Raw genomic sequence first — 25,967 nt, 5'->3', positions numbered from 1 at the left:
CTATAGTCATCGTCCCCTCGGAGGGAGGATGATTATAGGCCTTCTTTATTTCTCCCCCACTACAGTCCCAGCCTCCTCAGTCTCATGACAGCCTATCCCTCCAAGCTCGTCGAGCGTGCTGTCGAGCAGCTCTCCTCCCTCCCGGGGATAGGACGCAAGAGCGCGCTACGCCTAGCGCTGCACCTCCTGGCTCAGCCCGAGGGGATGGCGCACAGCCTAGCTGACTCGATCGTAGCGATGCGTGACGGCATCATCTACTGCAGGGAGTGCTACAACATCAGCGATACCGAGCTATGCCCCATCTGCTCTAGCCCGACGCGCGACCGCTCTACCGTCTGCGTCGTGCAGCACGTGGGCGACGTCCTCGCTATCGAGAACACGGGGCAGTACCGCGGGCTCTACCACGTCCTCGGCGGGGTCATTTCCCCCATTGACGGCATCGGGCCAGAGGATCTGCGCATAGACGAACTGATCGCACGCGTAGCCTCGGGCGAAGTCCGCGAGGTCATTCTAGCCCTAGGGACGACGATGGAGGGCGACACGACAAACTTCTTCATCCACCGCAGCCTACAGGGCTACGAGGTGCAGGTCTCCGTGATCGCCCGAGGCATCGCCATAGGGGACGAGATCGAGTATGCCGATGAGGTCACCTTGGGCCGCTCTATCCTGAGCCGCACCGACTTTGACCATTCAATTAGGTTCTGATGCTACACCAAGATCGTCTGAAGGGCCAGCACGTACGCCTACGTGCCCTTGGGCAGGCCGACCTCCCCGACCTCATGCGCTGGGAGAACGACCCCATGGCCTGGAGCTCCAGCAAGACGATCAACCCCCTCTCCCCTGACTTTATCCAGAGCTACATCACCTCCTCGACGCAGCACATCCTCGAGACGGGCTGCATGGGCCTTGTCATCGAGCTCATCGACACCCCCGCTACAGCTGTGGGGCACCTGATGCTCTACGACTACTCAGCCATCCATCGGCGCCTTGCTCTGGGTCTATACATAGCCCCAGAGTATAGAGGACGAGGCTACGCCCGAGAGGCACTGAGCTGTGCCATCGCCTACGCCTTCGAGCAGCTGCGCTGTGAGCAGGTCTACGCCGAGATCCTCAGTGACAACGTCCACTCACGGCAGCTGGTCAAGGACCTAGGCTTCGTCGAGACGGCCCGCCTCCCCCGCTGGCACTGGGACACGAGGACCTACCAAGACTTATTCTACTATCAGAAATGGAACGAATAGAGGAGCACATCGAGGAGCTGCGTAGGGTCATCGCCCAGCACGAGCATGCCTACTACGTGCTCTCCTCCCCTACCATATCGGACTACGACTTCGATCAGCTGATCAAGGAGCTCGAGGCTCTAGAGCAGCAGCACCCCGAGCTGATCACCCCCGACTCCCCGACGCAGCGCGTGGGCTCGGATAATACGGAGGGCTTCGTCCAGGTAGCACACCGCTACCCCATGCTTTCCCTAGGCAACACCTACAGCTATGAGGAGGTCGAGGCCTTCTACCAGCGCGTGGAGAAGGAGCTCGGCGGCAAGCGCTTCACGATCGACGCGGAGCTGAAGTACGACGGTCTCTCCATCTCACTCATCTACGAACAGGGCCGCCTCACGCAGGCCATCACCCGCGGCGATGGGACTATGGGCGACGACGTGACGAAGAACGTACGTACGATCCGCTCCATCCCTCTGCGCCTACAGGGTACAGGCTGGCCGGACGAACTTGAGGTACGCGGAGAGATCCTGCTGCCCTTCGCAGAGTTCGACCGCATCAATGCGGCACGAGCAGCCGAAGGCCTACCGCTCTTTGCCAACCCGCGCAATGCAGCTAGCGGCACGCTCAAGCAGCTCGACCCCGAGGTCGTCGCCGAGCGCAGGCTCGACGCCTACTTCTACTACGTCCCCGCCCACCCCGAGCTCCCCGACAGCCACTATGAGCGTCTCGGGCTCTGCCGCAGCTGGGGACTCAAGGTCTCGCACGCCATCCAGCAGTGTACGAGTCTCGAGGCCATCCTAGAGTTCCTCGACCACTGGGAGGTGGCTCGTTATCAAGCGCCCGTAGCTACCGATGGCGTCGTGCTCAAGGTCGACTCCATCGCCGAGCAGGAGGAACTGGGCTACACGGCCAAGAGCCCGCGCTGGGCTATTGCCTATAAGTTCGCCGCCGAGCAGGCTAAGACGACGCTCCGCTCCGTAGACTTCCAGGTCGGGCGCACAGGGGCAGTCACCCCCGTGGCCAACCTCGATGCTGTCAGCCTCTCGGGGACACAGGTGCGCCGCGCCTCGCTACACAATGCCGACTTCATCGCCTCCTTTGACCTCCACCTCGGGGATCAAGTCTTCGTGGAGAAGGGCGGTGAGATCATCCCCAAGATCGTGGGCGTCGCCTCCGAGGAGCGTCAGCCCGGCGCAGCCCGCGTCCTCTTTCCGACCCACTGCCCTGCCTGCGGCGCCCCACTACATCGTACCGAGGGCGAGGCCGCCTATTACTGCACCAATCAGATGGGCTGCCCTCCCCAGCAGACCGCACGTATCGAGCACTACGCTGGGCGCAAGGCTGCCGACATCCACATCGGGGAGGAGACGATCGCGCTGCTTTTCGAGCACGGCCTCGTCAAGAATATCGCCGACCTCTATAGACTAAGCGTAGAGGATCTGCTGGGACTGCCGGGATTCCAGCAGCGCAGCGCCTCGCGCCTCGTGGAGAGCATCGCTGCCTCCAAGGAGCGCCCCCTGCGTGCCCTCCTCTTCGGCCTCGGCATCCGCTTCGTCGGTGAGACGGTGGCCAAGACCCTCGTACGCTACTATCCGAGTGTCGACGCCCTCTCCAAGGCCAGCGTCGAGGAGCTGACCCAGCTGCCCGATATCGGCAAGGTCATCGCCCAGAGCGTTGTGGACTTCTTCGCCTCGGAGGACAACTGTCGCTTCATCGCTGAGCTCCACACGCTCGGCCTCAGTCTGGAGCGCCTCCCCGAGGAGGAGCCCCTAGAGGTGAAGGCGCACGCAGAGATCGAGGGGAAGAGCTTCGTCATCAGCGGAGTCTTCACCCAGCACAGCCGTGAGGAGTACAAGCAGATGATCGAGTCGCTGGGCGGCAAGAACAGTTCCTCGATCTCGAGCAAGACAGACTACGTCCTAGCGGGAGCCAATATGGGCCCTGCGAAGCTCGCAAAGGCCGAGCAGCTCGGCATCACCATCCTCAGTGAAGCGGATTTCCTCGAGCTCATCGGCTCCGCGTCACCTACTCCTTCGGCAGATGAGTCTACGACAGCGGCGGGCCCAGTAGAGGACCTCTTCCCCCTGACATAATACAGACATTCACCACTACTCTCTAGCATATTCTCTATCTCGTGTAATGGAAATTATCTTCATCTGCATCCTGGGCTTCCTCTTGATCCTGGCCTGCTTCGACCTAGTGGCGGGAGTGAGCAACGACGCTGTGAACTTCCTGAACTCTGCTATTGGGGCTAAGGCAGCTCCCTTCAAGGTCGTCCTTGGGGTAGCAGCCGTAGGGATCTTCCTCGGGGCATCGCTCAGTAACGGGATGATGGACGTAGCGCGCAACGGGATCTACAACCCCGCCTACTTCACCTTCCAGGAGGTGATGACGATCTGCCTCACAGCGGTCGTCACGGACATCATCCTTATCAATATCTTCAACACGCTCGGGCTGCCCACCTCGACGACGGTATCCATGGTCTTCGAGATCCTCGGTGCAGCCTTCTGCATGGCTATGCTCAAGAGCATTGACGACCCCTCGCTGCCCATGCTCGAGATGCTGAACACCTCGAAGGCGCTGCAGGTCATCATCGCCATCTTCCTCTCTGTGGCTGTAGCCTTCTTCTTTGGCTCGGTCGTGCAGTGGATCACGCGTGTGCTCTTCTCCTTCAACTATAAGAAGACACTCCCCTACCTAGCAGGGATCTTCGGTGGCATAGCCCTGACCTCCATCGTCTACTTCATGCTCATCAAGGGGCTGCAGGAGTCGACCTTCGCCTATAAGGACTGGGTCAATACCCACACGGGAGAGCTGGTCTGCTACTGCCTCGCCGTGAGCATCGCCCTGATGCAGGTCCTGCACTGGTGCGGCATCAATATCCTCAAGATCATCGTCCTGGCGGGTACGCTGGCCCTCTCCCTTGCCTTCGCGGGAAATGACCTGGTGAACTTCATCGGGGTACCTCTCTCGGGGCTCTCAGCCTATCAGGACTACGTGGCCAATGGCAATGGAGCCTACGACAGCTACCTCATGGCGGCCAATAATCTCCCTGCCAAGACCCCCTACATCTTCCTCCTCGGATCGGGCATCATCATGACACTGGCCCTCTTCTTCTCCAAGAGTGCGCAGAATGTCATCAAGACCTCGGTCAACCTCTCCCGTCAGGACGACGGTGAGGAGACCTTCGGCTCCTCCCGCATCGCCCGTGGCCTCGTACGCACGAGCAGCGGTATCGGCAACTTCCTCGAGCATGCCATACCCAGCCGCGTACGCCTGTGGATCGACTCGCGCTTCAACAAGCAGGAGCTGACCCTCGAGCAGGGCGCAGCCTTCGACCTCGTACGTGCCTCGGTCAACCTCGTCCTCTCAGGTCTCTTAATTGCCGTCGGTACTTCGCTGAAGCTCCCCCTCTCGACGACCTACGTCACCTTCATGGTCGCCATGGGCTCCTCGCTCGCCGACCGTGCCTGGGGACGTGAGAGCGCCGTGGGACGCCTGACGGGGGTGATGAGTGTCATCGGGGGCTGGTTCGTCACCGCTGGCGCCGCCTTCATCATCGCCATGGTCATCGCCACGATCATGCGCTACGGAGGCTTCCCCGCTATGGTAGTGCTGATCGGGGTGGCCCTCTTCCTACTCTTCAACTCGCACCTACTCAAGCGTAAGAAGGACGATGGTGACGATGAGCTCTTCGTCGCTATCCTCAATGCTGAGACGCCCGAGCGTATGTGGACGCTCCTCTCCGAGCACGTGCGCCTCAATCAGACGACGCTCCTCGACCGAGTCAGTGCCGACTACCTAGCCCTGACGAATGGTATCTTCCACGAGGATCTCAAGACCCTGCGCAAGCTGCGCCAGCACCTAGAGAACCACAAGCGCGCCTTCAAGACCATGCGCCGCAAGGAGACCATCGGGCTGCGCCGTATGGCCTCCGACGAGGATGTACTGGAGCGCAACATGTGGTTCCACCTCGGGGCCAACACCTGCCTACAGATGATCTACGCCCTCGAGCGCGCGGCGGAAGTCGGCTTCGAGCACGTGGACAACAACTTCAACCCCATCCCTGCGCCCTACCGTGAGGAGTTCGAGCCCATCCGCGACCGTGTCGTGGACTACATAGCTCAGGTGCATCAGCTCATCGCCAGCGAGCGTATGGAGGATGCCAAGAAGGCTAAGAACATGGGGAAGGAGCTGCGCAACGTCGTTAAGGACATGCGCAAGACGCAGATGAAGCGCACCCACAAGATCGCCCGCGAGGATCTGCGCGCCTCTCTCGTCTACCTCAACCTCCTCATCGAGACCAATGAGCTGCTCAACAACCTCCGTCACCTGGTAGGCTACAGTCAGGAGCTCCTCGACGAAGAGGCTGAGGAAGCCTAGCCGCCCAGTTAAGCTCATACAAGTATCAAGGGGGCACTCTCCAGCTGGAGAGCGCCCCCTTATAGTTATGCTTCGTAGAGGACGGCAGCTAAGCCTGTCCTAGAAGATGAAGCCGATGCGCACGCCACCGAGCATGCCGGTAGCTACGTTGGTGAAGCTAGCCTTCTGGCCTCCGGCCTCGATACTCCCCACGTGCAGCCCAAGGCCAGCCTCTGCCCCGACGTAGATCTTAGGCAGGACATAGTAGTCTGCACCGAGCAGGAGGTTCAGCCCGACGGTATGCCCCTCGCGCTGATTCGTATGGATGCCGCTGCCATTCGTATCAGCGTTCAGCAGCGAGAGCTTGAGGTCGGCACCTACATAGGGGGATAGGCGACGCGTACCGCCGAAGTGCTTCTCGATACCAAGGCCGAGGTCAAAGAGCGTGCTGCTCACCTCCTGAGAATTCACCTCCTCGCTCGTGATGCCGAGCCCTAGGCTACCACGTAGCGCTAGCTGATCCTGTAGGAAGTAGCGGGCACGCAGCGCGCCCGTACCGAATCCCGAGACCTGTGACCCGCCCTGCAGCTGCAGCAAAGGATTACTCCCCTTGAGTGAGAGGGCGAACTCAGTGGTCACCTTACCCTTGCTTGCCTTGAGTCCAGACTGTCCCTTGCAGCAGCTGGGAGTCAAGGGGAGACAGCTCCGTGGACATTTAGGACTCTGTCCCTCGGGATGATGCTGTGCCTGTAGGGATCCGACCGCAGCTACAGCGAGCGCTGCGGCGAGAATCATCTTCTTCATACCTTTCCAAATAATGTGGGTTACTTGTTCCTTTGTCAGAGCCCAAGCGAGAGCTCTGTCACGACAAAGGTACGATTTCTCCTCAGTCAGCAAAGCACAAGCATTGGGTAAGCTGTGATGCGGTCGCAGCCCCTGCCTCTCCCTTGTGGAGAGCAGCTAGACGAAGCAGTCCCAAGCAGCACGCCCCTCTAGGGAGGAGGCTCGTGAGGGATATCAGTCAGGGAGCTGACGGCTATCCCTGAGCGTCGTGAAGGACGTCCCTCAGCACCCTGACTGATATCCCTCAAAGCACTAGGACGAAGCACTTGACTCACTTAGCTCCTTGGCTGGGATACCTTGGATGAGAACTCAAACCTATCCTAACAGAACAAGGCGAGGTAGCCAAAGCAAAGACTAAGAGGCACATTCCCCCTAGCCTAAGTGAGGCAAGCCCTAAAAAGGCAGTCGCCCCGAGACCTCCGTAGAGGACTCGGGGCGGCTTCCGTAATTAGGGAAGGAGTTGCCAAGGAGCTCACCTCAAGCACCTGCGAGGGGCAGGCTAGCTAATGAGCTTGACCTGGAGTTCGCCTTCGGTGATGTAGCAGAGGTAGCCCGTCACGCGCTCGTAGCCCATAGCACGCATCAGCTGCATGTAGCGGCGCACCTGCGCGGGATAGCCAGGCTGAGGCTTGCCGAACTTATAGTCTACCAGCTCGACCCGCTCCCCTTGCTCGTCCTCGTAGAAGACGATACGATCTGGGCGGCGTACCTCGTGACGCTCCCCACCGATGATCGTAGCCTCGGTACGCACACGTCCCGATCCGTCGAACCAGCGCCGCGTCGCCTCCGCAGTCGTGATCGCCTCGAGCTGCACCTGGATGCTGGGACGGTGCTCCTCACTGACGAGGCCATCCAGCACCGCCTCATCCAGGGCAGCGGAGATATCAGCCGTCGTCGTGATACGCTCGAGGATGCCGTGCATCACACGGCCATTGCGTATGGGGCTGTCCTCGATGAAGTGGTCCAGGCCCTCCCTAAGGACAGCGATACGCCGACTCGAGGGATAGGCCTCTAGCTGCTGGATACGCAGGGGCTGACCTTCCTCCGCCGCTGTTCCCTTCGGGCTATAGCTTGGGAGCTCGGGTAGGCTATAGGCCAGCGGATCTGTAGCTGGGGTCGTCACAAAGCGCGGGGAGGAGCCTCCGAGGCTCGAGAGCAATTCCTCTAGCCCCAGTATCGTGAGGAGCTCGGCCACTGTGCTTGCCTGGGGCTTCTCCTTGGCCTCCTCGGGCTGAGGCAGCCACAGATGGAGCTCTCGGGCGGGGCGTGTCGTCGCCACATAGAGGAGATTGAGGGCATCTAGGGCGCGGTTCACACGATCCTCATAGTACTCGGGGGCAAAGGTGCTATAGGCGAGGCTACTGGTCGCCTCCACGGGGACGTAGGCCACGCGCGGCACCGCCCCCAGCTCCTCATCGCGGCGCATAGGCAGCTGGAGTTCCTCGGGGAAGCGCTCCCGCTTGAGGGGGCACCACAGCATCTCAGCTCGCCGCCCTCCGTCATAGATCTTCCAGTCGAGGTCAGGGAGCAGGACAGCGGGGAAGTCCAGCCCCTTGGACTTGTGGATCGTCATGAGGCGGAGGTTGCGCTCGTCCTCTGGGGCGACAATGGTCAGCCCCGATCCGCGCTCATCCCAGTAGCTGAGGAAGGCCGCTAGATCCGAGCCCTCATGCGCCTCGTGCTGCTGGAGGAGCTCGAGGAAGAAGATCACGTAGGCCTCCTCCGCCTCAAGGAGCAGGCGACCGAAGTAATGGATCAGCAGTTCGCCGAGCTCGAAGAGTCCACGCCGCCCAGCATGCGCCAGCGTCGCGAGGAAGGACTCAGCGAGCTCCCCCGCCTCCTCGAGCTCGGGGAGATGAGGAGCCTCTTCGTACCCTAACTCCTGCCCCTTCTGCAGGCGTAGCTGCTCGTAGTAGAGCTGTAGGTACGTACGATGGTAGCGCGACAAAGGCTGGGCGATGTAGCGGAAGACAGCGATGAGGAAGCCTACACTATAGGCTCCACCTAAGATGAGGGCCTCCTGAGAGGTGAAGTCGAGGCTACAGCGCTCGGCCTCCTCTCTTGTGAGGACGGTCGTCTGCAGCACCTTGGCGATAGCCTGAGCCTCCTTGCTGCCGCGCACCAGGATAGCGATATCGCAGGGACGATAGCCGCGGTGCTGGAGGTCAAGGATGACGGGGATGATAGATCGGTAGCTGCTGGCATCGACTTCGCCCTCTTCACTCCCTTCAGCCTCGGAGGGCTCAGGCTCCGCCTCCTGCGCTCCGCTGAGGTCGACATAGTGCAACGCGACGAGCCCCGCACGCTCGGCATGTGCCTCGGGCACCTGCTGGGCGACCTGCTCGGTGCTGTAGATGCCGAAGGACTGATCGATGAGCTGGCGCAGCCGCTGCTGCTCTGCCGCCCCGAGCCCACTCTCCTCGACCTGCTGCTGATCGGCTAAGAGGCGTGCCAGCTCGGGATAGAGGGTGTTGTTGAAGTGGATGACCTCAGGGGTGCTTCGCCAGTTCGTATCCAACGGTATGGTCTCGGCGGCCTCCTCGCCGAAGTAGCTCCCGACGGACGAGAGGAGCCTGCTATCGGCATTGCGGAAGCGGTAGATGCTCTGCTTGGCATCCCCAACGAGGAGGCTGTCCTGCCCGTTGCCCACGGCCTCGCGCAGCAGCGGGAGGAAGTTCTCGTACTGCATCTGGCTCGTGTCCTGGAACTCGTCGATCATGTGGTGCGCGATACGCGTGCCGATACGCTCGTAGAAGAAGGGCGACTGCCCGGGGTCGACATGCCGCAGCAGGTGGGCGATCAGAGTAGGCGCGTCACTCAGCACGCTGAGGCGCTCCGTATTGCGCAGCGTGTCCAGCTTCTCCTTGATCTTGATGAGGAGACGGTAGAAGCTCAGCTGCCTGAGCATCGCTGTCACCGCCTCGAGGCTAGGGGCATGGTCGCGGCAGAGCTGGTCGAAGGCCTTCCCGAGCTCTGCTAAGGTCGTCGCAGAGAGCCCTGCGGCCTTGCCCTCCTGCCCCTTCTTGAGCAGCGCCTCAGCGCTGTAGTCCTTGGCTTTCCACTCCTGCCAGCGCTTGGCACTCATCAGGGGGGCTTTAGCCTTGAGCAGGCTCGTCCCCTCGAGCTTCGCGGCATGGAGCACTGCTGCCAGCGCCCCCTGCTCGCCGTAGCTGAGGTCCTGGAGCGTCAGCCCTGCCCGCTGCAGCTCCTCTAGGAAGCCCTGATAGATGCGCATGACCTCTGCCTTAGCCCAGGCGCGATAGGCTCGGAGGCTCTGCTCCAGAGCGTCCAGATCCTCGTGATGAGGGAAGGTGCCCGCGATCAGCTGCTTCTTCACAGCCTCGCGCTCTAGCTGCCCTGCGAAGTTCTTCAACCCTGTCTCAACCCGTATGCTCCGCCCTTGGTCTATGCTATCCAGGGCTAGGTGCATGATCCAGTCCCTAAGGGTCTTGTCGGCCTTGCCCTGGTCGATGTCGGCGAAGAGAGCCTGGATGGCGTAGCTGTGGACGTAGGCCGTATCCGTCTCCAGACGCAGCGCTCCGCTGTGCCCAAGCTCATGGGCAAAGCTGCGGATGAGCTCCTGGAAGAAGGAGTCGATCGTGCGTATCCTGAAGCGCTGGTATTCCTCGAGCAGCGTGCGCAGCATGAGGCGAGCGCGACGCTCCAGCTCAGACGAGGAGCAGCCGAGCTCCCTGAGGAGCTCGGCTGCCATACGAGAGCGCCCTTGGCTCAGCTGATGGAGCTCCTCTAGGATACGCTCCTTCATCTCCGCAGTGGCCTTTCGGGTGAAGGTCACAGCCTGTATGCCTTGGTAGCTGCGCGGGTCTCCGTCGAGTGCGAGACGCAGGTATTCGCGTACGAGGGCATAGGTCTTACCCGAGCCTGCCGAGGCGGTGTAGATCTTTAGCGGGGGGGCACTCATAGATTATAGCTAAGGGGAGGCAGGCGCTAGTAGTCGTCGCGCACGGCGCTGAGGTCTATACGCTCATCGTCGCGGCCCCTATTGTGGTAGTGACGGCGTAGGGGGTAGCGTGTCGCCTCGTCATAGCGCTGACGGCAGCGATAGATATCCAGCGCCCAGTAGATGGCCGTACGTAGACTGGTGGGGTCAGCGATCCCCTTGCCCGCTATGTCGTAGCCTGTGCCGTGGTCAGGAGAGGTGCGTACGAACTGTAGCCCCAGCGTCACGTTGACCCCCTCGTTCATATAGAGCGCCTTGAAGGGCGCCAGTCCCTGATCGTGGTACATGGCTAGGATACCGTCGAAGCTGTCCACCTGGGCGCTCCCCCAGAAGCCATCCCCGGGATAAGGGCCGAAGACGAGCTGCCCCGCCTCGGAGGCACGCTGCAGGGCGGGACGGATGATGGTGTCCTCCTCCTTGCCGATCAGCCCCTTGTCCCCCGCGTGTGGGTTCAGCGCCAGCACCGCTAGACGAGGCTTAATGATGCCGAAGTCGCGCTGCAGGCCCTGCTCCAGCAGGCGGAGCTTCGTCAGGATAAGCTCCTCACTGAGACTACGGGCGACCTCCGACACAGGGATATGCGTCGTCGCCAGCGCTACGCGGCAGTCCTGAGCCCCAAGTACCATGAGGCTCTCACCAGGCGTCACTGCCCCGAGGGCATCGAGGTAATCGGTATGCCCCTTGAAGGGGAAGAGCTGCTGCGGCATGACGGCCTTATTGATCGGAGCCGTGACGAGGACGTCACAGAGGCCATTGCGCAGGTCAGCCGTAGCCCGCTCGAGCGCCTCGAAGGCCAGCATCCCCGCCTCCTCATGGGCCTCCCCAGGATGTACCTCTACCTTGTGCGCGCCTGCGCAGTCGATGAGGTTGAGCTGTCCCTCCCGTGCCTCCTCGGCGCCTGTGATAAGCTGCCAGCTCACGGGCTGCTCCAGCTGGAGCTGTCGCTGCCACCACTGGGCTGCAGCCTCCGAGCCATAGAGTACGGGCGTGCAGAGCTCGGTCATGCGCTCATCGGCAAAGATCTTGAAGAGGAGCTCGTAGCCTATGCCATTGATATCGCCGTGCGTGATGGCGACCTTGATACGTCGTGCTGCCATCTCTCGCTAGAAGCCCTTAGTGTAAGCAACCTTGAGGATGAGCTCAGGGTCGAAGGTCTTGACGCTGCTGGGGCGTAGGCTGTAGAGCGCTGCCTCCATCATGCGGATGAGGTGCAGCTTGTCCTCGTTGGGGCGGTAGACGAAGCCCTCGAAGACGAGGACACGCTGGGCGGCCTTGTCTAGGATCGCGTGGCTGACGAAGGGCCCGCCCATCATGGCGCCGCCCGTCATCTTCCACAGGCCGCGCACCTCGGCGCGTGGGCTCTCCTCTCCAGGGAGCTGTACGCGACGGTAGAGCAGGCCATAGTTCTGCTCCGTGCAGGGGTAGCTGCCTTCGAACTCGCCTGCGATATTGGTCCGCAGTACGCTGTCGCGCTTAGCCACGAGGGCATCGAGCCCCATGCTCTTAGGCCCCGTGTAGGGGTAGCTATAGACGAGGATATCGTGACGCGAGCGCATGGAGGAGTTGGACATCCAGAGGAAGTCCTTCGCCACCTTCTGATTGCGGATGTCTTCAGGGACGTTGATGTTACGTCCGAAGAGGCTATCGGTGAAGTGCTGGGCACGCGCGCTGTACTGCTTGGCTAGCAGTTCGCCGAAGAGGAAGAGCTCGTGGCGTACGAAGACGTTCATGATCCCCTCGCCCTTACTATCCAGATAGCTCATGATCGAGTCGGGGCTGGGTGAGGTCATGCGCATCACAACCTGTCCCTTGGCCCAGTCGTCGTAGCTGTACTTCATCGAGGTCGTCGTGTAGCGATCCTTGTCTACGTCGACGATGAGGACATTGCGCACCAGCTGCATGAAGCCCGTGAAGGACTGTGTCGGCACACGCGAGATGCGCAGGCTGGGCTCGGCCTGCGGCAGGGAGGGCGCGTCGTCCTCGAGAAGATCGTAGAGCTTGAGCCCCATAGGAGCCTCGAAGTACTGCTTGTCCATGACGAGCATCAGCTCGCCGGGCTTCCCCGTGGCCTTCTGCTGCAGGGCGCTACTGCCCGAGCTCTTACAGCTCGCGAGCACGCTCATCCCTAGGGCGAGGCAGGGGAGCCAAAGGCTAATCCATCGCTTCATACTATATATATGTATAGGTTGACTTGTGTGACTGATAACGCAAAGATAAGGATTCTGCTGAGCCTAGCCCTCGCCACCACGAGGCTGAGTCACCGCACGGCAGTGACTCGGACAAGCCCTGCGGCCTGCTACGAGCTGGCCTCCACCGAGCTCCGAGCTAGGGCGGACTGAGCTGAGGGATATCCTTCACTGAGATTTCTTATATTACTTTTGATCAATTATTATATTACTTTCGGAGAATTATTATATTACTTTCCGCCGATTATTATATTACTTTTGCCCGTCCCCCTTATCCTTCAGCTCCGTCAGCCCCATCCCTCGCCCTCGCTCCACAAGTTTTGAGGCTCGGGAAGGCTAAAGATGAGTCCTAACACAGTATAGCTCGGGACGAAGACGAAGGGTAAGGGAGGTGTTATGGAGGCAGTCTTGGGACGGCTGGTGGGAGGCGACTGGGCGGTTTGGGGACTAACAGCGAAATATGTACCTTTGGTACGCTGTAGTCCAGCTACAGACCTTGACTCACTAACATTATCACTATAGTACCGTTCGCCTATGAACACCAATGACTTCTCCCTCCGCCATATCGGCGTAGGAGCCCAGGATGCCGAGGAGATGCTACGCACCATCGGGGTCAAGACCCTCGATGAGCTGATCGCCCAGACCCTCCCCGATAACATCCGTCTCTCCGAGCCCCTTGACCTACCCGATCCTATGACGGAGCGGGAGTTCGCCGAGCATATCGCCGACCTCGCCTCCAAGAATGAGGTCTTCACCTCCTACATCGGTCAGGGCTGGTACGACACCGTCCTCCCCCCCGTCATCCAGCGTAATGTGCTGGAGAACCCCGCTTGGTACACTTCCTACACGCCCTATCAGGCAGAGATCTCTCAGGGACGCCTCGAGGCGCTCTTCAACTTCCAGTCCGTCATCACGGACCTCACGGCGCTACCGCTGAGCAACTGCTCTCTGCTCGACGAGGCTACGGCTGGGGCGGAGACCGCCTTCCTGCTCTTCAATGAGCGCAGCAAGGCCAAGACGAAGGCAGGAGCCCGTCGCCTCTTCGTCGACAAGGATGTCTTCCCCTCCACGCGCGACGTCATCACCACGCGCTGCATCCCGCAGGGTATAGAGGTCGTACTAGGCAAGTGGCAGGACTTTGACTTCGGGGCAGACTACTTCGGCGCTATCGTCCAGTACCCAGGGGCTATGGGTGGAGTCAACGACTACAGCGACTTTGTCACCAAGGCTCACGAGGCGGATATCAAGGTGGGGGTCGCTGCTGACCTCCTCGGGCTGGTGCTCCTGACACCTCCAGGCGAATGGGGAGCAGATGTCGTCTTCGGCTCGGCACAGCGCTTCGGTATCCCCATGTACTTCGGTGGCCCCTCGGCGGGCTATATCGCCTGTCGCATGGAGTACAAGCGTACCCTCCCCGGCCGCATCATCGGCCTAAGTAAGGACCGCATGGGCAAGGAGGCCTACCGCCTAGCGCTGCAGACGCGCGAGCAGCACATCAAGCGTGAGCGCGCCACGAGCAACATCTGTACGGCACAGGCCCTGCTGGCGTCGATGAGCGGCTTCTACGCCGTCTACCACGGCCCCGAAGGGCTAAAGCATATCGCTCGCCGCGTACACTCCTACGCGGGCTTCCTCGCGGGCAAGCTGCGCGATCTGGGTTACCGTCTGCTGCATGAGGACTTCTTCGACACGCTCTGTGTCGTCCTGCCTGAGGAAGCTGGCTTCGCCGACAAGCTGCGCGAGCTCGCCCTTGAGTGCCGCGTCAATCTATTCTACGCACCCTGCGGCTGTGTCGTCCTTCTGAGCATCGACGAGACTACCCTGCCCGAGGATCTGAGCGTGCTCTGCTATATCTTCGCCTCGGCGCTCGGCAAGGAGAGCAACTTCAACGACGAGGTCAGCGAGCACAGCATCTACATCCAGCGCAAGCATCTGCGCACCTCGCCCTTCCTCTCCTACGAGGTCTTCAACAAGTACCACACCGAGACCGAGATGATGCGCTACATCAAGCGCCTCGAGCGTAAGGACATCTCCCTGGCGCACTCGATGATCTCCCTCGGCTCCTGTACGATGAAGCTCAATGCCGCCAGCGAAGTCATCCCGCTGAGCAATCCCGCCTTCTGCAACATCCATCCCTACGCCCCCGAGGACCAGGTGGCAGGCTCGCTGGAGCTGCTGGAGAACCTCAAGGAGCTGCTAGCGACGATCACGGGCCTACCCGTCGTCTCCCTCCAGCCCAACTCTGGGGCAGCGGGCGAATACGCAGGTCTGCGCACCATACGCTCCTACCATGAGGCGCATGGCGGTGGGCATAGAGACAAGGTCCTCCTACCTGCCTCCGCTCACGGCACCAATCCCGCCTCGGCCTCGCAGTGCGGCTACCAGTGCGTCATCGTAGCCTGCGACGCGCAGGGCAACGTCGACTGGGACGACTTCATGAAGAAGACCGAGGAGCATCGCGACAGCCTGGCAGCGATGATGATCACCTATCCCAGCACGCACGGGATCTTCGAGACCAACATCATCGACCTTTGCAAGCGCGTCCACGACTGCGGCGCGCTGGTGTACATGGATGGGGCGAACATGAACGCTCAGGTAGGCCTCACCAACCCGGGCTTCATCGGTGCCGACGTCTGCCACCTCAATCTGCACAAGACCTTCGCCATCCCTCACGGCGGTGGTGGCCCTGGCAGCGGCCCGATCTGCATGACTGAGGCCCTCGCTCCCTACCAGCCCACCCACGGCTACGGCGTAGACTTCGAGCCCATCGAGGGTAATGTCGTAGCGGCCTCTCCGCTGGGCAGCGCTGGGATCGACGTCGTCTCCTACGCCTACATCCGTCTGCTGGGCGCGAAGGGTCTGGAGCGCTCGACACGCACGGCTATCCTCAATGCCAACTATCTGGCCGTCCACCTCAAGGATACCTACGGCATCGTCTACACGGGCGCCACGGGACGCGTCGGGCACGAGCTCATCCTCGACTGCCGCCGCCTCAAGGATACCTGCGGGGTCGATGAGAGCGACATCGCCAAGCGCCTCATGGACTTCGGCTACCACGCACCCACCCTCTCCTTCCCCGTCCACGGCACGCTGATGATCGAGCCCACGGAGAGTGAGAGCAAGGCCGAGCTAGACCGCTTCCTCGAGGTCATGCAGTGCATCTGGGAGGAAATCCAGGAGGTCAAGGAAGGGCGCGTAGACGCCGAGGACAACGTCCTGAAGAATGCCCCGCACCCCGAGTACGAGATCGTCTCCGACAGCTGGAGCCACAGCTACCCACGCGAGAAGGCAGCCTATCCACTGCCCTATCTGCGTGAGAACAAGTTCTGGATCAACGTCGCACGTATCGACAACGGCTTCGGGGACCGCAATCTCGTCCCCTCCTTCTGCGCCTGCATAGCTCCTTCGACTGAGGGCTAAGGCCATTCACCTGACAATGCCCCCGCAGCTCCCTCCGAGAGAGCTCGCGGGGGCATTATCTTTACCAAGACCGATGCATAGCTACATTGTACTCCTCAGAGGCGTGATGCCGAGTGGCAAGAACCGCATCCCCAAGATGGCCGAGCTCCGTGAAGCCATCGAGGCGGCAGAGTTCGCCGACGTCACGACCTACATCCAAAGCGGGAATATCGTCCTGCGCTCCCCCCACTCACCAGAGCAGACCTCCACACGTATCGCCGAGATCATACGTGCTTACTGCGGAGCCGAGCTCGGCGTCATCACGACCACGGCTGAGGAGCTGCGGGCGCACCTCGCCTCCAGTCCCTTCGGTGCGGACTACCTCGAGGAGCGGGTCTTCTACCCCACGACGATGGACACGATCGACCCCGAGCGGCTCGCGGCACTATGCGAGGAGGACTACGGAGCCGAGGAGCTGCGCGTCGTCGCGGGACGCCTCTACCTCTATATCCCCACGGATGCCAGCCGCTCCAAGCTCAGCAATAACTTCGTAGAGAAGAAGCTGAAGATCACCGCCACGACACGCAACCGCAAGACCCTCGCCCGCCTCATCGAGCTCGCCGAGGCCCTCTCTCCCGCTTAGCCTCTCCTATATATAATAAGGAGTAGACGTAGGGAGGCAAGGAGGTCGAAGAGCGCCAGCAGCGAGCCCAAGCCTCAGTCACAACGGAGCGAGCCAGGAGGCGAAGCAAAGCGGCATCCTCCCTTGAGCTCTGCGAGGGATATCCCTCAGCAGCGTGACTGATAGCCCTCGTGCCCGTGATGGACGTCCCTCAGCGGACTGACTGATATCCCTCGGGAGGCCTTAGCCTATACCTGCACGAGGCTGGGGGCTCTCTGCCCCTGAGCTACGCCCCAGGGAGGAGCAGGGAGGAGAAGAGCCTGCCCCTGCCCGAGCGCTTAGCCTTAGGGCGCATTGGGGCAAAAGGCGTATATTTGCGAGACACATAATACAACATAGACGCAATGAAGTTCGTAGTATCCAGCAATGAGCTTTACCAGCAGCTACAGACCGTAGCCAAGGTAATCAATAGCAAGAGCAGTGCAGCCGTACCTGTACTGGAGAATATCCTCTTCTCGCTATCCGGAGCAGAGCTAACCCTCGTAGCTGCAGATCAGAGCAATCGCATGACCAGCAGGCTCTCCGTCGAGAGCCTCGAGGGTGATGGCAGCTTCGCCGTACGCGCAGACACCATCCTCAACGCTCTACGTGAGCTCCCCGATCAGCCCATCGAGCTGGAGGTACAGGAGGGCAAGGCCAACCTCGTCTACAGCAACGGACACTACAGCTTCCTCGCCATCGATAGCGACAGCTTCCCCGAGTCCATCGCCTTCGACCCCGAGCACAGCATCGAGCTGCCCGCCCCCGCGCTGCTCCGCGCCATTGAGTCGACGGTCTTCGCCGCTAGCGACAACGAGCGCCGCCCCATCATGACGGGGGTCTTCCTCGACTTCTTCGAGGAGAAGCTCGTGGCCGTAGCCTCCGACGGACGCATCCTCGTACGCTATACGGACAATAACATCAAGAGCGGGCAGCAGATGTCCTTCTGCCTTCCCTCGCGCATCGCGGCGCTCCTCTCCCGCTACCTCCTAGTGAAGGAGACGGGTGTGGTACGTATCCGATTCAACCAGCAGAACGTCTCCTTCGAGCTCCCCCACGTCGAGCTCACGGCACGCCTCTTGGAGGGGAAGTACCCCAACTACAACTCGGTCATCCCGCCCTCTTCGGCCCATCACATCACCGTCGACCTGCCGCTGCTGATCTCTGCCAGCAAGCGCGTGGCGCTCTTCGCCAGCAAGGCTAGCACGCTGATCATCTTCGACTTCACCGAGGGCAGCGCACGTATCTCCGCTCAGGACTTCGACATCTCGACCTCTGCCGAGGAGACCATCCCCGCCAGCGGTCAGGCTGCTGGAAGTCTCGTACGCATAGGCTTCGACTACAACTGCCTACAGAGCCTGCTGCAGAGCTTCGCTGGCGAGCAGATCGAGATAGCACTCACCGACCAGACGCGTGCTGGGGTCATCACCCCACTGCAGACCGAGGAGGGCATAGAGATCTGCACGCTCATCATCCCTATGAAGCTCATCGGCGAGTAGACGCCAGGCTATCTAGACAGACATGAAACTACAGCTCCAACGCCCTGCCGTAGTCTTCGACCTGGAGACTACGGGGGTGCAGATCACGCGTGACCGCATCGTCGAGATCTCCATACTCAAGGTACATCCCGACGGCGAGGAGGAGACCAAGACACGCCGCATCAACCCCGGCATGCCCATCCCAGCCGCAGCTACGGCGGTGCATGGCATCACCGACGAGGATGTAGCCAACCAGCCGACCTTCGCCCAGGTAGCCCGTAGCCTCTACGAGTGGATTGACGGATGCGACATCATTGGCTTCAATTCCAATCGCTTCGACGTGCCCATGCTCGTGGAGGAGTTCCTTCGGGCGGGGATCGCGGTAGACTTCAGCGACCGCCGCTTCGTGGACGTGCAGACGATCTACCACAAGCTGGAGCGTCGCACCCTCGAGGCTGCCTACAAGTTCTACTGCGGCAAGGAGCTGACCAACGCCCATGCTGCGGACGCCGACACCCAGGCTACCTACGAGGTGCTACAGGCACAGCTAGATCACTACCCCGACGAGCTGCAGAATGACATCGCAGCCCTGGCAAAGTTCTCCAGCTATGGGCGCACCGTAGACTTCGCTGGGATGCTAGCCTACGACGAGCAGGACGAGATCATCATCAACTTCGGCAAGTACCGTGGGCAGCGCCTGAAGGAGGTGCTGCTCCGTGACCCAGGCTACTATGGCTGGGTACAGGGGGCACAGTTCCCCCTCGAGACCAAGGCTTGGTTCACCCGCGTCTATCAGAGCCTCATTGCGAAGTAAGGAGTATGGGCGTACTACAAGGCAAGCACATCGTACTAGGCATCTCGGGGAGTATCGCAGCCTACAAGGCAGCCACCCTCACCCGCCTGCTCGTCAAGGCAGGGGCGGAGGTACAGATCGTCATCACCCCAGCGGGGAAGGAGTTCATCACCCCGATCACGCTCTCGGCACTGAGCTCACGGCCCGTCATCAGCGAGTTCTTCAGCGGTCGAGACGGCACATGGAATAGCCACGTAGATATCGGTCTCTGGGCCGACGCTATGGTCATAGCGCCTGCTACGGCTGCCACCATCGGGAAGATGGCCCATGGTGTAGCAGACAACATGCTCATCACGACCTACCTCTCGATGAAGGCTCCCGTCTTCGTCGCCCCCGCTATGGACCTCGACATGGCGGCACATCCCTCCACCCTCGACAACCTCGAGCTGCTCGCCCAGCGAGGGAACTATATCATCGAGTCCCAGTCGGGCGAGCTCGCCAGCCACCTCGTAGGCAAGGGACGCATGGAGGAGCCCGAGGTCATCGTCTCCATCCTGGAGGACTACTTCACCGAGAGCCTCGACCTCGAGGGACGTCGCGTGCTGATCACAGCAGGCCCCACGCATGAGGCCATTGACCCCGTGCGCTTCATCGGGAACCACTCCTCGGGGCGCATGGGCATAGCGCTGGCGGATGAGTTCGCTCGCCGCGGAGCTGAGGTCAGCCTTATCCTTGGCCCCAGCAGCCTCAAGCCCAGCGAGCGCGTGGAGCTCATCCCCGTCACGACAGCAGAGGAGATGCTGGCAGCCTGTCAGGAGCGTATCGGGACGGCACACCTAGCGATCTTCGCTGCCGCCGTAGCCGACTACCGCCCCCGCTACAGCTCCGCGACCAAGATCAAGCGCGAGGGGGAGGACTGCCTCGAGCTCGAGCTGGTGCAGAATCCCGACATCGCCGCGACCCTCGGCCTAGCTAAGGAGCCGTGGCAGTACTTCATGGGCTTCGCCCTCGAGAGTGACGCGGGCGTCGAGGAGGCCAAGCGTAAGATGCAGCGCAAGAACTTCGATGCCATCATCCTCAACAGTCTGCAGGACGCTGGCGCGGGCTTTGCCTATCCAACCAACAAGGTTACGCTCTTCGATCGCGAAGGGGCTATCGAGGCCTACGAACTGAAGACCAAGGAGGCCGTCGCCCACGACATCGCCGACTTCGTCGCCAAGCGTCTCGAGGCCTAAGCACGACCGTCCGAGCCGCGAGGAGACGACCTTGCCCCTCTGCCCCCCCAGGATCTCCGCACCGCTCTCCCTTGCCCCACATCTTCCTTACCCCTTGTAGTGGATTATGCTTACACGACTCAGCATTAAGAATTTCGTCCTCATCGAGGAGCTCATCATAGAGTTCTCGCCTCGCTTCTCCGTCATCACGGGGGAGACGGGAGCAGGTAAGAGCATCATCCTCGGCGCCATCGGGCTGCTGATGGGGCAGAGGGCGGATAGCTCGACCCTACTGACGGGCGCCGAGCGCTGCGTCATCGAGGCACACTTCTCCCAGCTGGATGCTGCTGCCAGTGCCATGCTGGAGGAGGAAGACATAGAGGCCGACGAAGAGGAGTGCATCATCCGCCGCGAGATCACGGCCAAGGGCAAGAGCCGTGCCTTCGTCAACGACACGCCCGCCTCGCTGAGCCTACTGAAGCACCTCAGCGAGTACCTTATCGACATACACTCCCAGCACAAGAACCTGCTGCTCGGGGACGCACAGTTCCAGCTCTCCGTCCTAGATCTCTACGGCGGGAGCGGCGCACTGCTGCAGGACTACCAGCGGCAGTACCATGCCCACAGGGCACTAGCCAAGCAGCTCGAGGAGACGCAGACCCGCGCGGAGAGCCTGCGCAAGGAGCAGGACTACCTACAGTTCCTCTACGACCAGCTCGAGGAGGCCGACATCGAGGCCGAGGAGCTAGAAGGGCTCGAGGAGGAAGAGAAGCAGCTCGCCCACGCCCAGGAGATCCAGAGCGTGCTGCAGCAGGCCGTCTCCGCCCTAGAGGACGATGAGTCGGGAGCCATCCAAGCCCTAGCCTACGCCCTCAAGTCAGTGGAGAGCATACGTGCCTACCACAGCTCGGCAGAGGAGTGGTGCGAGCGCCTGCAGAGCCTCCGCATCGAGGCCCAGGACCTAGCGGCGACGCTGGCCGACGAGGGTGAGAGCGTCACCTTTAGCCCCAAGCGCCTGGCACGCATCCAGGAGCGCATCGACCTCATCCGTGGGCTGCTGCACAAGCACAACGTGGAGGACTGCAACGAGCTCCTAGAGATCAAGGAGCAGCTGTCCGATCAGCTCACCCAGATCACCAGTTCCGACGAAGAGCTCAGCCAGCTCAGGGAAGCGCTTGCCGCCTCGGGAGAGGCGCTCCTAAGCAAGGCGCTCGAGCTACGCGAGCTACGCATCACTGCGGCCAGAGCGATTGAAGGCGCCCTCCTCAGCTCGCTCCGAGAGCTCGGGATGCCCTATGTCCGCTTCCTCATCGAGCTGCAGCAGCTCGACAGCCCAGGGAGTATGGGCATAGACCAAGTTACCTTCCTCTTCTCCGCCAACAAGGACATCGCTCCCGAGCCCGTAGCAGACATCGCCTCGGGCGGGGAGATCTCGCGCCTCATGCTCGCCCTCAAGGCGCTGATCGCTGACCGGAGGAGCCTACCCACGATCATCTTCGACGAGATCGACACAGGCGTCTCGGGAGAGACCGCCGAGCGTATCGCCACCATACTACGCCGCATGGGGCAGAGCATGCAGGTCATGGCCGTGACGCATCTGCCGCAGATCGCGGCCGCGGGCGTAGACCACTTCTACATATATAAGGAGCACGGCTCCGACAGCACACGCAGCCATATCCGCCACCTCTCCGAGGAGGAGCGCGTCGACGAGATCGCTCGTATGCAGAGCGGTAGCCAACTCAGCCAGGTGAGCCGAGCCGCAGCCCGTGCCCTGCTCGACTCTGTCAAGGACTAAGCCAAGAGGCAAAGCATGATCGACATAGCCATCATCGGCGCAGGGCTCACGGGACTCACCGCAGCCCTCCAGCTACAGCAAGCTGGATACAGCGTACAGATCCTAGAGCGCACTCAGCACATCGGCGGCGTGATCCAGAGCCACCATGAGGCTGGCTTCACCTTCGAGCAGGGACCGAGTACAGGCGTCATTGGGAACGCCGAGCTCGCCGAGCTCCTCCAGCAGTTCCCCGAGCTCAAGCAGATCGCCGACCCCAGCGCTGCGCGTCGCCTCATCCTCAAGACACACAAGGGCAAGCAAAGCCTCTTCCCCCTCCCCTCTGGGCCCAAGTCTGGGCTACAGACCCCGCTTTTCTCCTTCCGAGACAAGCTACGCCTCCTCACCGAGCCCTTCCGCGCAGCTGGGAGCGATCCCAACGAGCCTCTGGCCGAACTGGTGCGCCGTCGCCTCGGCAGGGACTTCCTGCGCTACGCCGTAGATCCCTTCATCGGCGGGATCTATGCGGGTGATCCCGAGCGCCTCATCACCCGCTTCGCGCTGCCGAAGCTCTACGCGCTGGAGCAAAACTACGGCTCCTTCATCCGCGGAGCCATAGCCAAGCGCAAGGAGCCTAAGAGCGACCGTGACCGGCTCGCGACCAGGGAGGTCTTCTCCGTCCATGGTGGCCTGCAGCAGCTAGTCTCGACGCTCGGAGAGGCACTCGGAGAGGAAGCCCTAATCCTCGGAGCAGAGAGCTGCCAGATAGCTCCCGAGGGTGACCACTGGCTTATCCGCTACACCCGAGATGGGCAGCCGCAGCAGCTAGAGGCCCGCCAAGTCATCTCGACCGCCCCAGCCTACGAGCTACCGACGCTACTCCCCTTCCTCTCGGAAGCCGAGCTCACCCCCATCACCGCACTACGCTACGCCCCTATCGTACAGGTTGCCTGGGGCGTGGAGCAAGCCTTACCTCAGTTCCATGCCTTCGGAGGACTCTTCCCCTCCTCGGAGGACAGCAAGGTCCTCGGCATACTCAACCCAGGCGCCTGCTTCCCCGATCGCGTGCCCCACGCAGGGGCCTCGATGCTCTCCATCTTCCTAGGCGGCATGCGTGCCCCCGAGGTGATCGACTATAGCGACGAGGAGATCAGGCAGCTGGTCACGGAGCGTCTCGAGCGCATCCTAGGGGTCACCACTCCGCCCCGAGTCTTCCATATCTTCCGCCACCGCTACGCCATCCCGCAGTACGAGGCGGGCAGTGAGGAGCGTCTCGAGCAGATCCAGCGTCTCGAGACGCGCTACCCTGGGCTCCACCTCGCTGGGGCTATCCGAGACGGCATAGGCATGGCGGACCGCGTCAAGCAGGCCGCTCTCATCACAGACTCGATCATACGCTCGAGCCATGGAGCGCAGTGCTAGCAGGCTAGCCCCTCGCACAGAGAAGATCCTCAGGGTCACGCTCCTAGGGAGCCTCTCCAATGCGCTGCTCGTCGTCCTCAAGCTCACCGTAGGTATCCTCGGGCATAGTAGCGCCATGATCGCCGAGGCGATCAACTCGCTCTCCGACTTCGCCACCGACCTCATTGCCCTAATCTTCATCCACATCTCGGGCAAGCCCCAGGATGAAGACCACCACTATGGGCACGGCAAGTTCGAGACGCTCGCCACCCTCGTCATGGCGGGCGTCATGCTCGGCGTCGGGGTCTCCCTCCTCTATCGGAGCCTCAGCACGACGCTCCAGCTGCTGCTAGGCAAGCTCGTCCTCCCCCAGCCGAGTAGGCTCACCCTACTGATCGCAGCCCTCTCCCTCATCATCAAGCTCGGCCTCTACCTCTATACCCAGCGCTGGGCTCAGCGGCTCGACAGCTCGGCGCTGCGTACCAAGGCCCTCGACCACAGAGGAGACATGCTCACACTCTGCGCCGTACTGCTGGGGATCTCGGGAGCCATCGCCCTCGGGCCTCGAGGGCTCTTCCTCGAGCCGCTCGCAGCGGCCATCGTCAGCCTATGCATCATTTACATGGGCTGGAGCTCACTACTGCCAGCGTGCAAGGAGCTCACTGAGGTCTGCCTCAGCCCCGAGGTCGAGGAGGAGATCCGCAGTATCATCTACGCCGCCGAGGAGGTGAAGGGGATCAACCAGCTCCATACGCGCAGCCTCGGCCAGTGCTATGCCATCGAGGTCGACATCCTCGTCTCGGGAAGCATGACCGTACACGAGGGACACGAGGTGACTATAAGGCTCGAGCAGAGCCTCATGGAGCGCTTTGGCTGGGAGACGCATATCAGCATCCACGTCGAGCCCGCTTAGCCAGCCTCCACGACTGAGGCTAAGCTACGCCCCGATCCCCCCTCAGCCCCTACCATTATTATATAGAGCGAGGGACGAAGAAGCCCTCAAGAGGCTGAGCCTCCAGCACAGTCTAAGCAAAGAAAGAGCCCTACGAAGGCGACACGCAGATCACAGCGGCAGCAGCTGCTCGTCACGCGTGTCACCCTCCTAGGGCTCTGTTCGTTTAAGTTGTAGGCTAAGGCTTAGCCTGTTCTTAATGATGACAAGGCTGCGACGCGCCGTGAGACAGCACACAGCATCAGGGGGAGGCTCCGTGAGGGATATCAGTGGGGGAGCTGAGGGACGTCAGTCAGGAGGCTGAGGGATAGCAGTCAGAAGGTTGAGGGATATCCTTCAGAGCGCTGCACCTTAGCTGTCACCGCGCTACGCTGCCTCGCTTACACTGGCGAGCGTACTTCGGCAGTAAGTCTGCGACCTGCGAGAGGGCTTAGCCAGTAGATGAGCGGCACGGACTTAGGGTTATTCCTCGCGCGGATGCTGCAGATGATATGCCCGATCTAGGCGCCAAGGGTAGGCATTTATCTTGGCTATGTACGAAGTTTTTGTATATTTGAGGTCGCAATCTCCGCTCCTTAATATACAAGCAATAGACTACACTTGCTATGAGCAACAAAGCACAACTCGACCCCAAGGCCTTCCAAGGGGTCGTCGACGGCAAGGAGGTACGCCTCTACAGCCTCACCAATAAGCAAGGCGCCGAAGCACACTTCATCAACCAAGGCGCCAAGCTCGTCTCCCTCATCGTCCCTAGCCACTCGGGCTGGACGGATGTCGTCATCGGACACGACAGCCTCCAGGAGTATCTCGATAGCGAGGAAGCCTACTTCGGTGCCATCTGTGGCCGCTATGCCAACCGCGTAGCCAAGGGCAGCTTCAGCCTCGACGGGAAGAGCTATCAGCTCCCGATCAACAACGGACCCAACGCACTGCACGGCGGGCTCAAGGGCTTCAACGCCGTCATCTGGGACGCCGAGCAGACTGCGACGAATAAGATCGCCTTCCGCTACGTTGCTGCCGACGGCGAGGAGGGCTATCCCGGGGAGCTCCACGTAGAGGTCATCTATACACTCACGGAGGAGAACGAGCTGACGATCGAGTACCGCGCTACCACCAGCAAGCCCACCATTCTCAACCTCACGAATCACTCCTACTTCAATCTCTCTGGCGACGGGGATGCCTCCGTGCACGACCACAGCCTGCAGATAGATGCCAAGGAATACCTCCCCACCGACGAGACAGCTATCCCCTACGGAGCCCCCGCGGCCGTAGAGGGTACGCCCATGGACTTCCGTGAGCCTCATCTCGTGGGTGAGCGCATCGACACCGCCTGGGACCAGCTCGTCTGGGCACGCGGCTATGACCACACCTACATCCTCGACAAGCCTCTGGGCAAACTGGGTCGCGCTGCACGCTGCTCCTCGCCCAAGACAGGGATCGTCATGGAGGTCTACACCGACCAGCCTGGTGTGCAGCTCTACACGGGCAACTGGATGAGCGGCAACATGCGTGGCAAGCACGGCCACCGCTACCCTGCGCGTGCCGCTCTCTGCCTGGAGACGCAGCACTACCCCGATAGCCCCAATCGTCCCGAATACCCCTCGACACGCCTCGACCCAGGGCAGGAGTTCCGCTCCACGACGGCCTTCCGCTTCACCGTAGAAGGCTAAGGCAACGCTAACTAACAAAATCCATTCACATAAACAGTAAGTAATGACACAACAGA

Annotated in this window: 17 protein-coding genes; 13 read left to right on the top strand and 4 right to left on the bottom strand. The window is 61.3% G+C overall.

Translation table 11 applies throughout. The annotated features are described in order from the left end of the window. Nucleotides 1-84 precede the first annotated feature (84 nt). From recR to Q0248_RS05505, 4 genes are read left to right on the top strand one after another with little or no spacing between them, the layout of a single operon-like run. Nucleotides 85-705 carry a recombination mediator RecR gene (recR, locus tag Q0248_RS05520; RefSeq protein WP_299320584.1) on the top strand — a complete coding sequence of 207 codons (621 nt, stop codon included), beginning with the start codon at nucleotides 85-87 and terminating at the stop codon, nucleotides 703-705. Beyond that, complete coding sequence (locus tag Q0248_RS05515) at nucleotides 705-1,241, top strand: GNAT family N-acetyltransferase (RefSeq protein ID WP_299320582.1); 537 nt, start codon at nucleotides 705-707, stop codon at nucleotides 1,239-1,241. The genes recR and Q0248_RS05515 overlap by 1 nt, the downstream gene beginning before the upstream one ends. Further along, complete coding sequence (gene ligA / locus Q0248_RS05510) at nucleotides 1,229-3,313, top strand: NAD-dependent DNA ligase LigA (RefSeq protein ID WP_299320581.1); 2,085 nt, start codon at nucleotides 1,229-1,231, stop codon at nucleotides 3,311-3,313. The genes Q0248_RS05515 and ligA overlap by 13 nt, the downstream gene beginning before the upstream one ends. A gap of 46 nt (nucleotides 3,314-3,359) precedes the next feature. Continuing rightward, nucleotides 3,360-5,603 (top strand): inorganic phosphate transporter, encoded by a 2,244-nt coding sequence (locus Q0248_RS05505; RefSeq protein WP_299320579.1) that lies wholly within the window; start codon nucleotides 3,360-3,362, stop codon nucleotides 5,601-5,603. 99 nt (nucleotides 5,604-5,702) lie between these two features. Here the strand turns inward: Q0248_RS05505 and Q0248_RS05500 are convergent, their stop codons facing one another. The 4 genes from Q0248_RS05500 to Q0248_RS05485 form a co-directional block, all read right to left on the bottom strand. Then, a complete protein-coding gene (locus tag Q0248_RS05500; protein WP_299320578.1) occupies nucleotides 5,703-6,386 on the bottom strand; it encodes an outer membrane beta-barrel protein in 684 nt (227 codons plus the stop codon). Between the two features lie 538 nt (nucleotides 6,387-6,924). Beyond that, nucleotides 6,925-10,347: a UvrD-helicase domain-containing protein gene (locus Q0248_RS05495; protein ID WP_299320576.1), complete on the bottom strand. Its 3,423-nt coding sequence runs from the start codon at nucleotides 10,345-10,347 to the stop codon at nucleotides 6,925-6,927. Nucleotides 10,348-10,373: 26 nt separating this feature from the next. Beyond that, a complete protein-coding gene (gene pdxA, locus Q0248_RS05490) occupies nucleotides 10,374-11,483 on the bottom strand; it encodes a 4-hydroxythreonine-4-phosphate dehydrogenase PdxA (RefSeq protein WP_299320575.1) in 1,110 nt (369 codons plus the stop codon). 6 nt (nucleotides 11,484-11,489) lie between these two features. Beyond that, nucleotides 11,490-12,554 carry a DUF4837 family protein gene (locus tag Q0248_RS05485; protein ID WP_299320573.1) on the bottom strand — a complete coding sequence of 355 codons (1,065 nt, stop codon included), beginning with the start codon at nucleotides 12,552-12,554 and terminating at the stop codon, nucleotides 11,490-11,492. A gap of 552 nt (nucleotides 12,555-13,106) precedes the next feature. Between Q0248_RS05485 and gcvP the strand changes: the two genes are divergently transcribed. The 9 genes from gcvP to Q0248_RS05440 all read left to right on the top strand — a co-directional run bounded on the left by gcvP (nucleotide 13,107) and on the right by Q0248_RS05440 (nucleotide 25,911). Continuing rightward, the gene (gene gcvP, locus Q0248_RS05480; protein WP_299320572.1) at nucleotides 13,107-15,992 is read left to right on the top strand and encodes an aminomethyl-transferring glycine dehydrogenase; all 2,886 of its coding nucleotides are present in this window, start codon (nucleotides 13,107-13,109) and stop codon (nucleotides 15,990-15,992) included. Between the two features lie 73 nt (nucleotides 15,993-16,065). Further along, entirely contained in the window at nucleotides 16,066-16,614 is a 549-nt protein-coding gene (locus Q0248_RS05475) for a DUF1697 domain-containing protein (RefSeq protein WP_299320570.1), read from the top strand. 383 nt (nucleotides 16,615-16,997) lie between these two features. Continuing rightward, the gene (dnaN, locus tag Q0248_RS05470) at nucleotides 16,998-18,131 is read left to right on the top strand and encodes a DNA polymerase III subunit beta (protein ID WP_299320569.1); all 1,134 of its coding nucleotides are present in this window, start codon (nucleotides 16,998-17,000) and stop codon (nucleotides 18,129-18,131) included. A gap of 22 nt (nucleotides 18,132-18,153) precedes the next feature. After that, entirely contained in the window at nucleotides 18,154-18,924 is a 771-nt protein-coding gene (locus Q0248_RS05465) for a 3'-5' exonuclease (RefSeq protein WP_299320567.1), read from the top strand. A 5-nt stretch (nucleotides 18,925-18,929) separates the two neighbouring features. Then, the gene (gene coaBC, locus Q0248_RS05460) at nucleotides 18,930-20,138 is read left to right on the top strand and encodes a bifunctional phosphopantothenoylcysteine decarboxylase/phosphopantothenate--cysteine ligase CoaBC (RefSeq protein ID WP_299320566.1); all 1,209 of its coding nucleotides are present in this window, start codon (nucleotides 18,930-18,932) and stop codon (nucleotides 20,136-20,138) included. A gap of 106 nt (nucleotides 20,139-20,244) precedes the next feature. After that, the gene (gene recN / locus Q0248_RS05455; RefSeq protein WP_299320564.1) at nucleotides 20,245-21,912 is read left to right on the top strand and encodes a DNA repair protein RecN; all 1,668 of its coding nucleotides are present in this window, start codon (nucleotides 20,245-20,247) and stop codon (nucleotides 21,910-21,912) included. A gap of 15 nt (nucleotides 21,913-21,927) precedes the next feature. After that, a complete protein-coding gene (hemG, locus tag Q0248_RS05450) occupies nucleotides 21,928-23,310 on the top strand; it encodes a protoporphyrinogen oxidase (protein ID WP_299320563.1) in 1,383 nt (460 codons plus the stop codon). Next, the gene (locus Q0248_RS05445; protein ID WP_299320561.1) at nucleotides 23,294-24,202 is read left to right on the top strand and encodes a cation diffusion facilitator family transporter; all 909 of its coding nucleotides are present in this window, start codon (nucleotides 23,294-23,296) and stop codon (nucleotides 24,200-24,202) included. The genes hemG and Q0248_RS05445 overlap by 17 nt, the downstream gene beginning before the upstream one ends. Before the next feature lie 644 nt (nucleotides 24,203-24,846). Continuing rightward, the gene (locus tag Q0248_RS05440) at nucleotides 24,847-25,911 is read left to right on the top strand and encodes an aldose epimerase family protein (protein WP_299320560.1); all 1,065 of its coding nucleotides are present in this window, start codon (nucleotides 24,847-24,849) and stop codon (nucleotides 25,909-25,911) included. Nucleotides 25,912-25,967 lie beyond the last annotated feature (56 nt).

It is taken from the genome of uncultured Porphyromonas sp. (assembly GCF_938046015.1).
Lineage (GTDB): Bacteria > Bacteroidota > Bacteroidia > Bacteroidales > Porphyromonadaceae > Porphyromonas.
Note: the sequence above shows the minus strand (reverse complement) of the source record. Positions and strands in the feature narration are given on the sequence as shown.

What these genes read in the sequence shown, in the direction of transcription:
- recR (WP_299320584.1), top strand. Translation starts at nt 85, where the DNA reads ATGACAGCCTATCCCTCCAAGCTCGTCGAGCGTGCTGTCGAGCAGCTC.
- Q0248_RS05515 (WP_299320582.1), top strand. Translation starts at nt 705, where the DNA reads ATGCTACACCAAGATCGTCTGAAGGGCCAGCACGTACGCCTACGTGCC.
- ligA (WP_299320581.1), top strand. Translation starts at nt 1,229, where the DNA reads ATGGAACGAATAGAGGAGCACATCGAGGAGCTGCGTAGGGTCATCGCC.
- Q0248_RS05505 (WP_299320579.1), top strand. Translation starts at nt 3,360, where the DNA reads ATGGAAATTATCTTCATCTGCATCCTGGGCTTCCTCTTGATCCTGGCC.
- Q0248_RS05500 (WP_299320578.1), bottom strand. Translation starts at nt 6,386, where the DNA reads ATGAAGAAGATGATTCTCGCCGCAGCGCTCGCTGTAGCTGCGGTCGGA.
- Q0248_RS05495 (WP_299320576.1), bottom strand. Translation starts at nt 10,347, where the DNA reads ATGAGTGCCCCCCCGCTAAAGATCTACACCGCCTCGGCAGGCTCGGGT.
- pdxA (WP_299320575.1), bottom strand. Translation starts at nt 11,483, where the DNA reads ATGGCAGCACGACGTATCAAGGTCGCCATCACGCACGGCGATATCAAT.
- Q0248_RS05485 (WP_299320573.1), bottom strand. Translation starts at nt 12,554, where the DNA reads ATGAAGCGATGGATTAGCCTTTGGCTCCCCTGCCTCGCCCTAGGGATG.
- gcvP (WP_299320572.1), top strand. Translation starts at nt 13,107, where the DNA reads ATGAACACCAATGACTTCTCCCTCCGCCATATCGGCGTAGGAGCCCAG.
- Q0248_RS05475 (WP_299320570.1), top strand. Translation starts at nt 16,066, where the DNA reads ATGCATAGCTACATTGTACTCCTCAGAGGCGTGATGCCGAGTGGCAAG.
- dnaN (WP_299320569.1), top strand. Translation starts at nt 16,998, where the DNA reads ATGAAGTTCGTAGTATCCAGCAATGAGCTTTACCAGCAGCTACAGACC.
- Q0248_RS05465 (WP_299320567.1), top strand. Translation starts at nt 18,154, where the DNA reads ATGAAACTACAGCTCCAACGCCCTGCCGTAGTCTTCGACCTGGAGACT.
- coaBC (WP_299320566.1), top strand. Translation starts at nt 18,930, where the DNA reads ATGGGCGTACTACAAGGCAAGCACATCGTACTAGGCATCTCGGGGAGT.
- recN (WP_299320564.1), top strand. Translation starts at nt 20,245, where the DNA reads ATGCTTACACGACTCAGCATTAAGAATTTCGTCCTCATCGAGGAGCTC.
- hemG (WP_299320563.1), top strand. Translation starts at nt 21,928, where the DNA reads ATGATCGACATAGCCATCATCGGCGCAGGGCTCACGGGACTCACCGCA.
- Q0248_RS05445 (WP_299320561.1), top strand. Translation starts at nt 23,294, where the DNA reads ATGGAGCGCAGTGCTAGCAGGCTAGCCCCTCGCACAGAGAAGATCCTC.
- Q0248_RS05440 (WP_299320560.1), top strand. Translation starts at nt 24,847, where the DNA reads ATGAGCAACAAAGCACAACTCGACCCCAAGGCCTTCCAAGGGGTCGTC.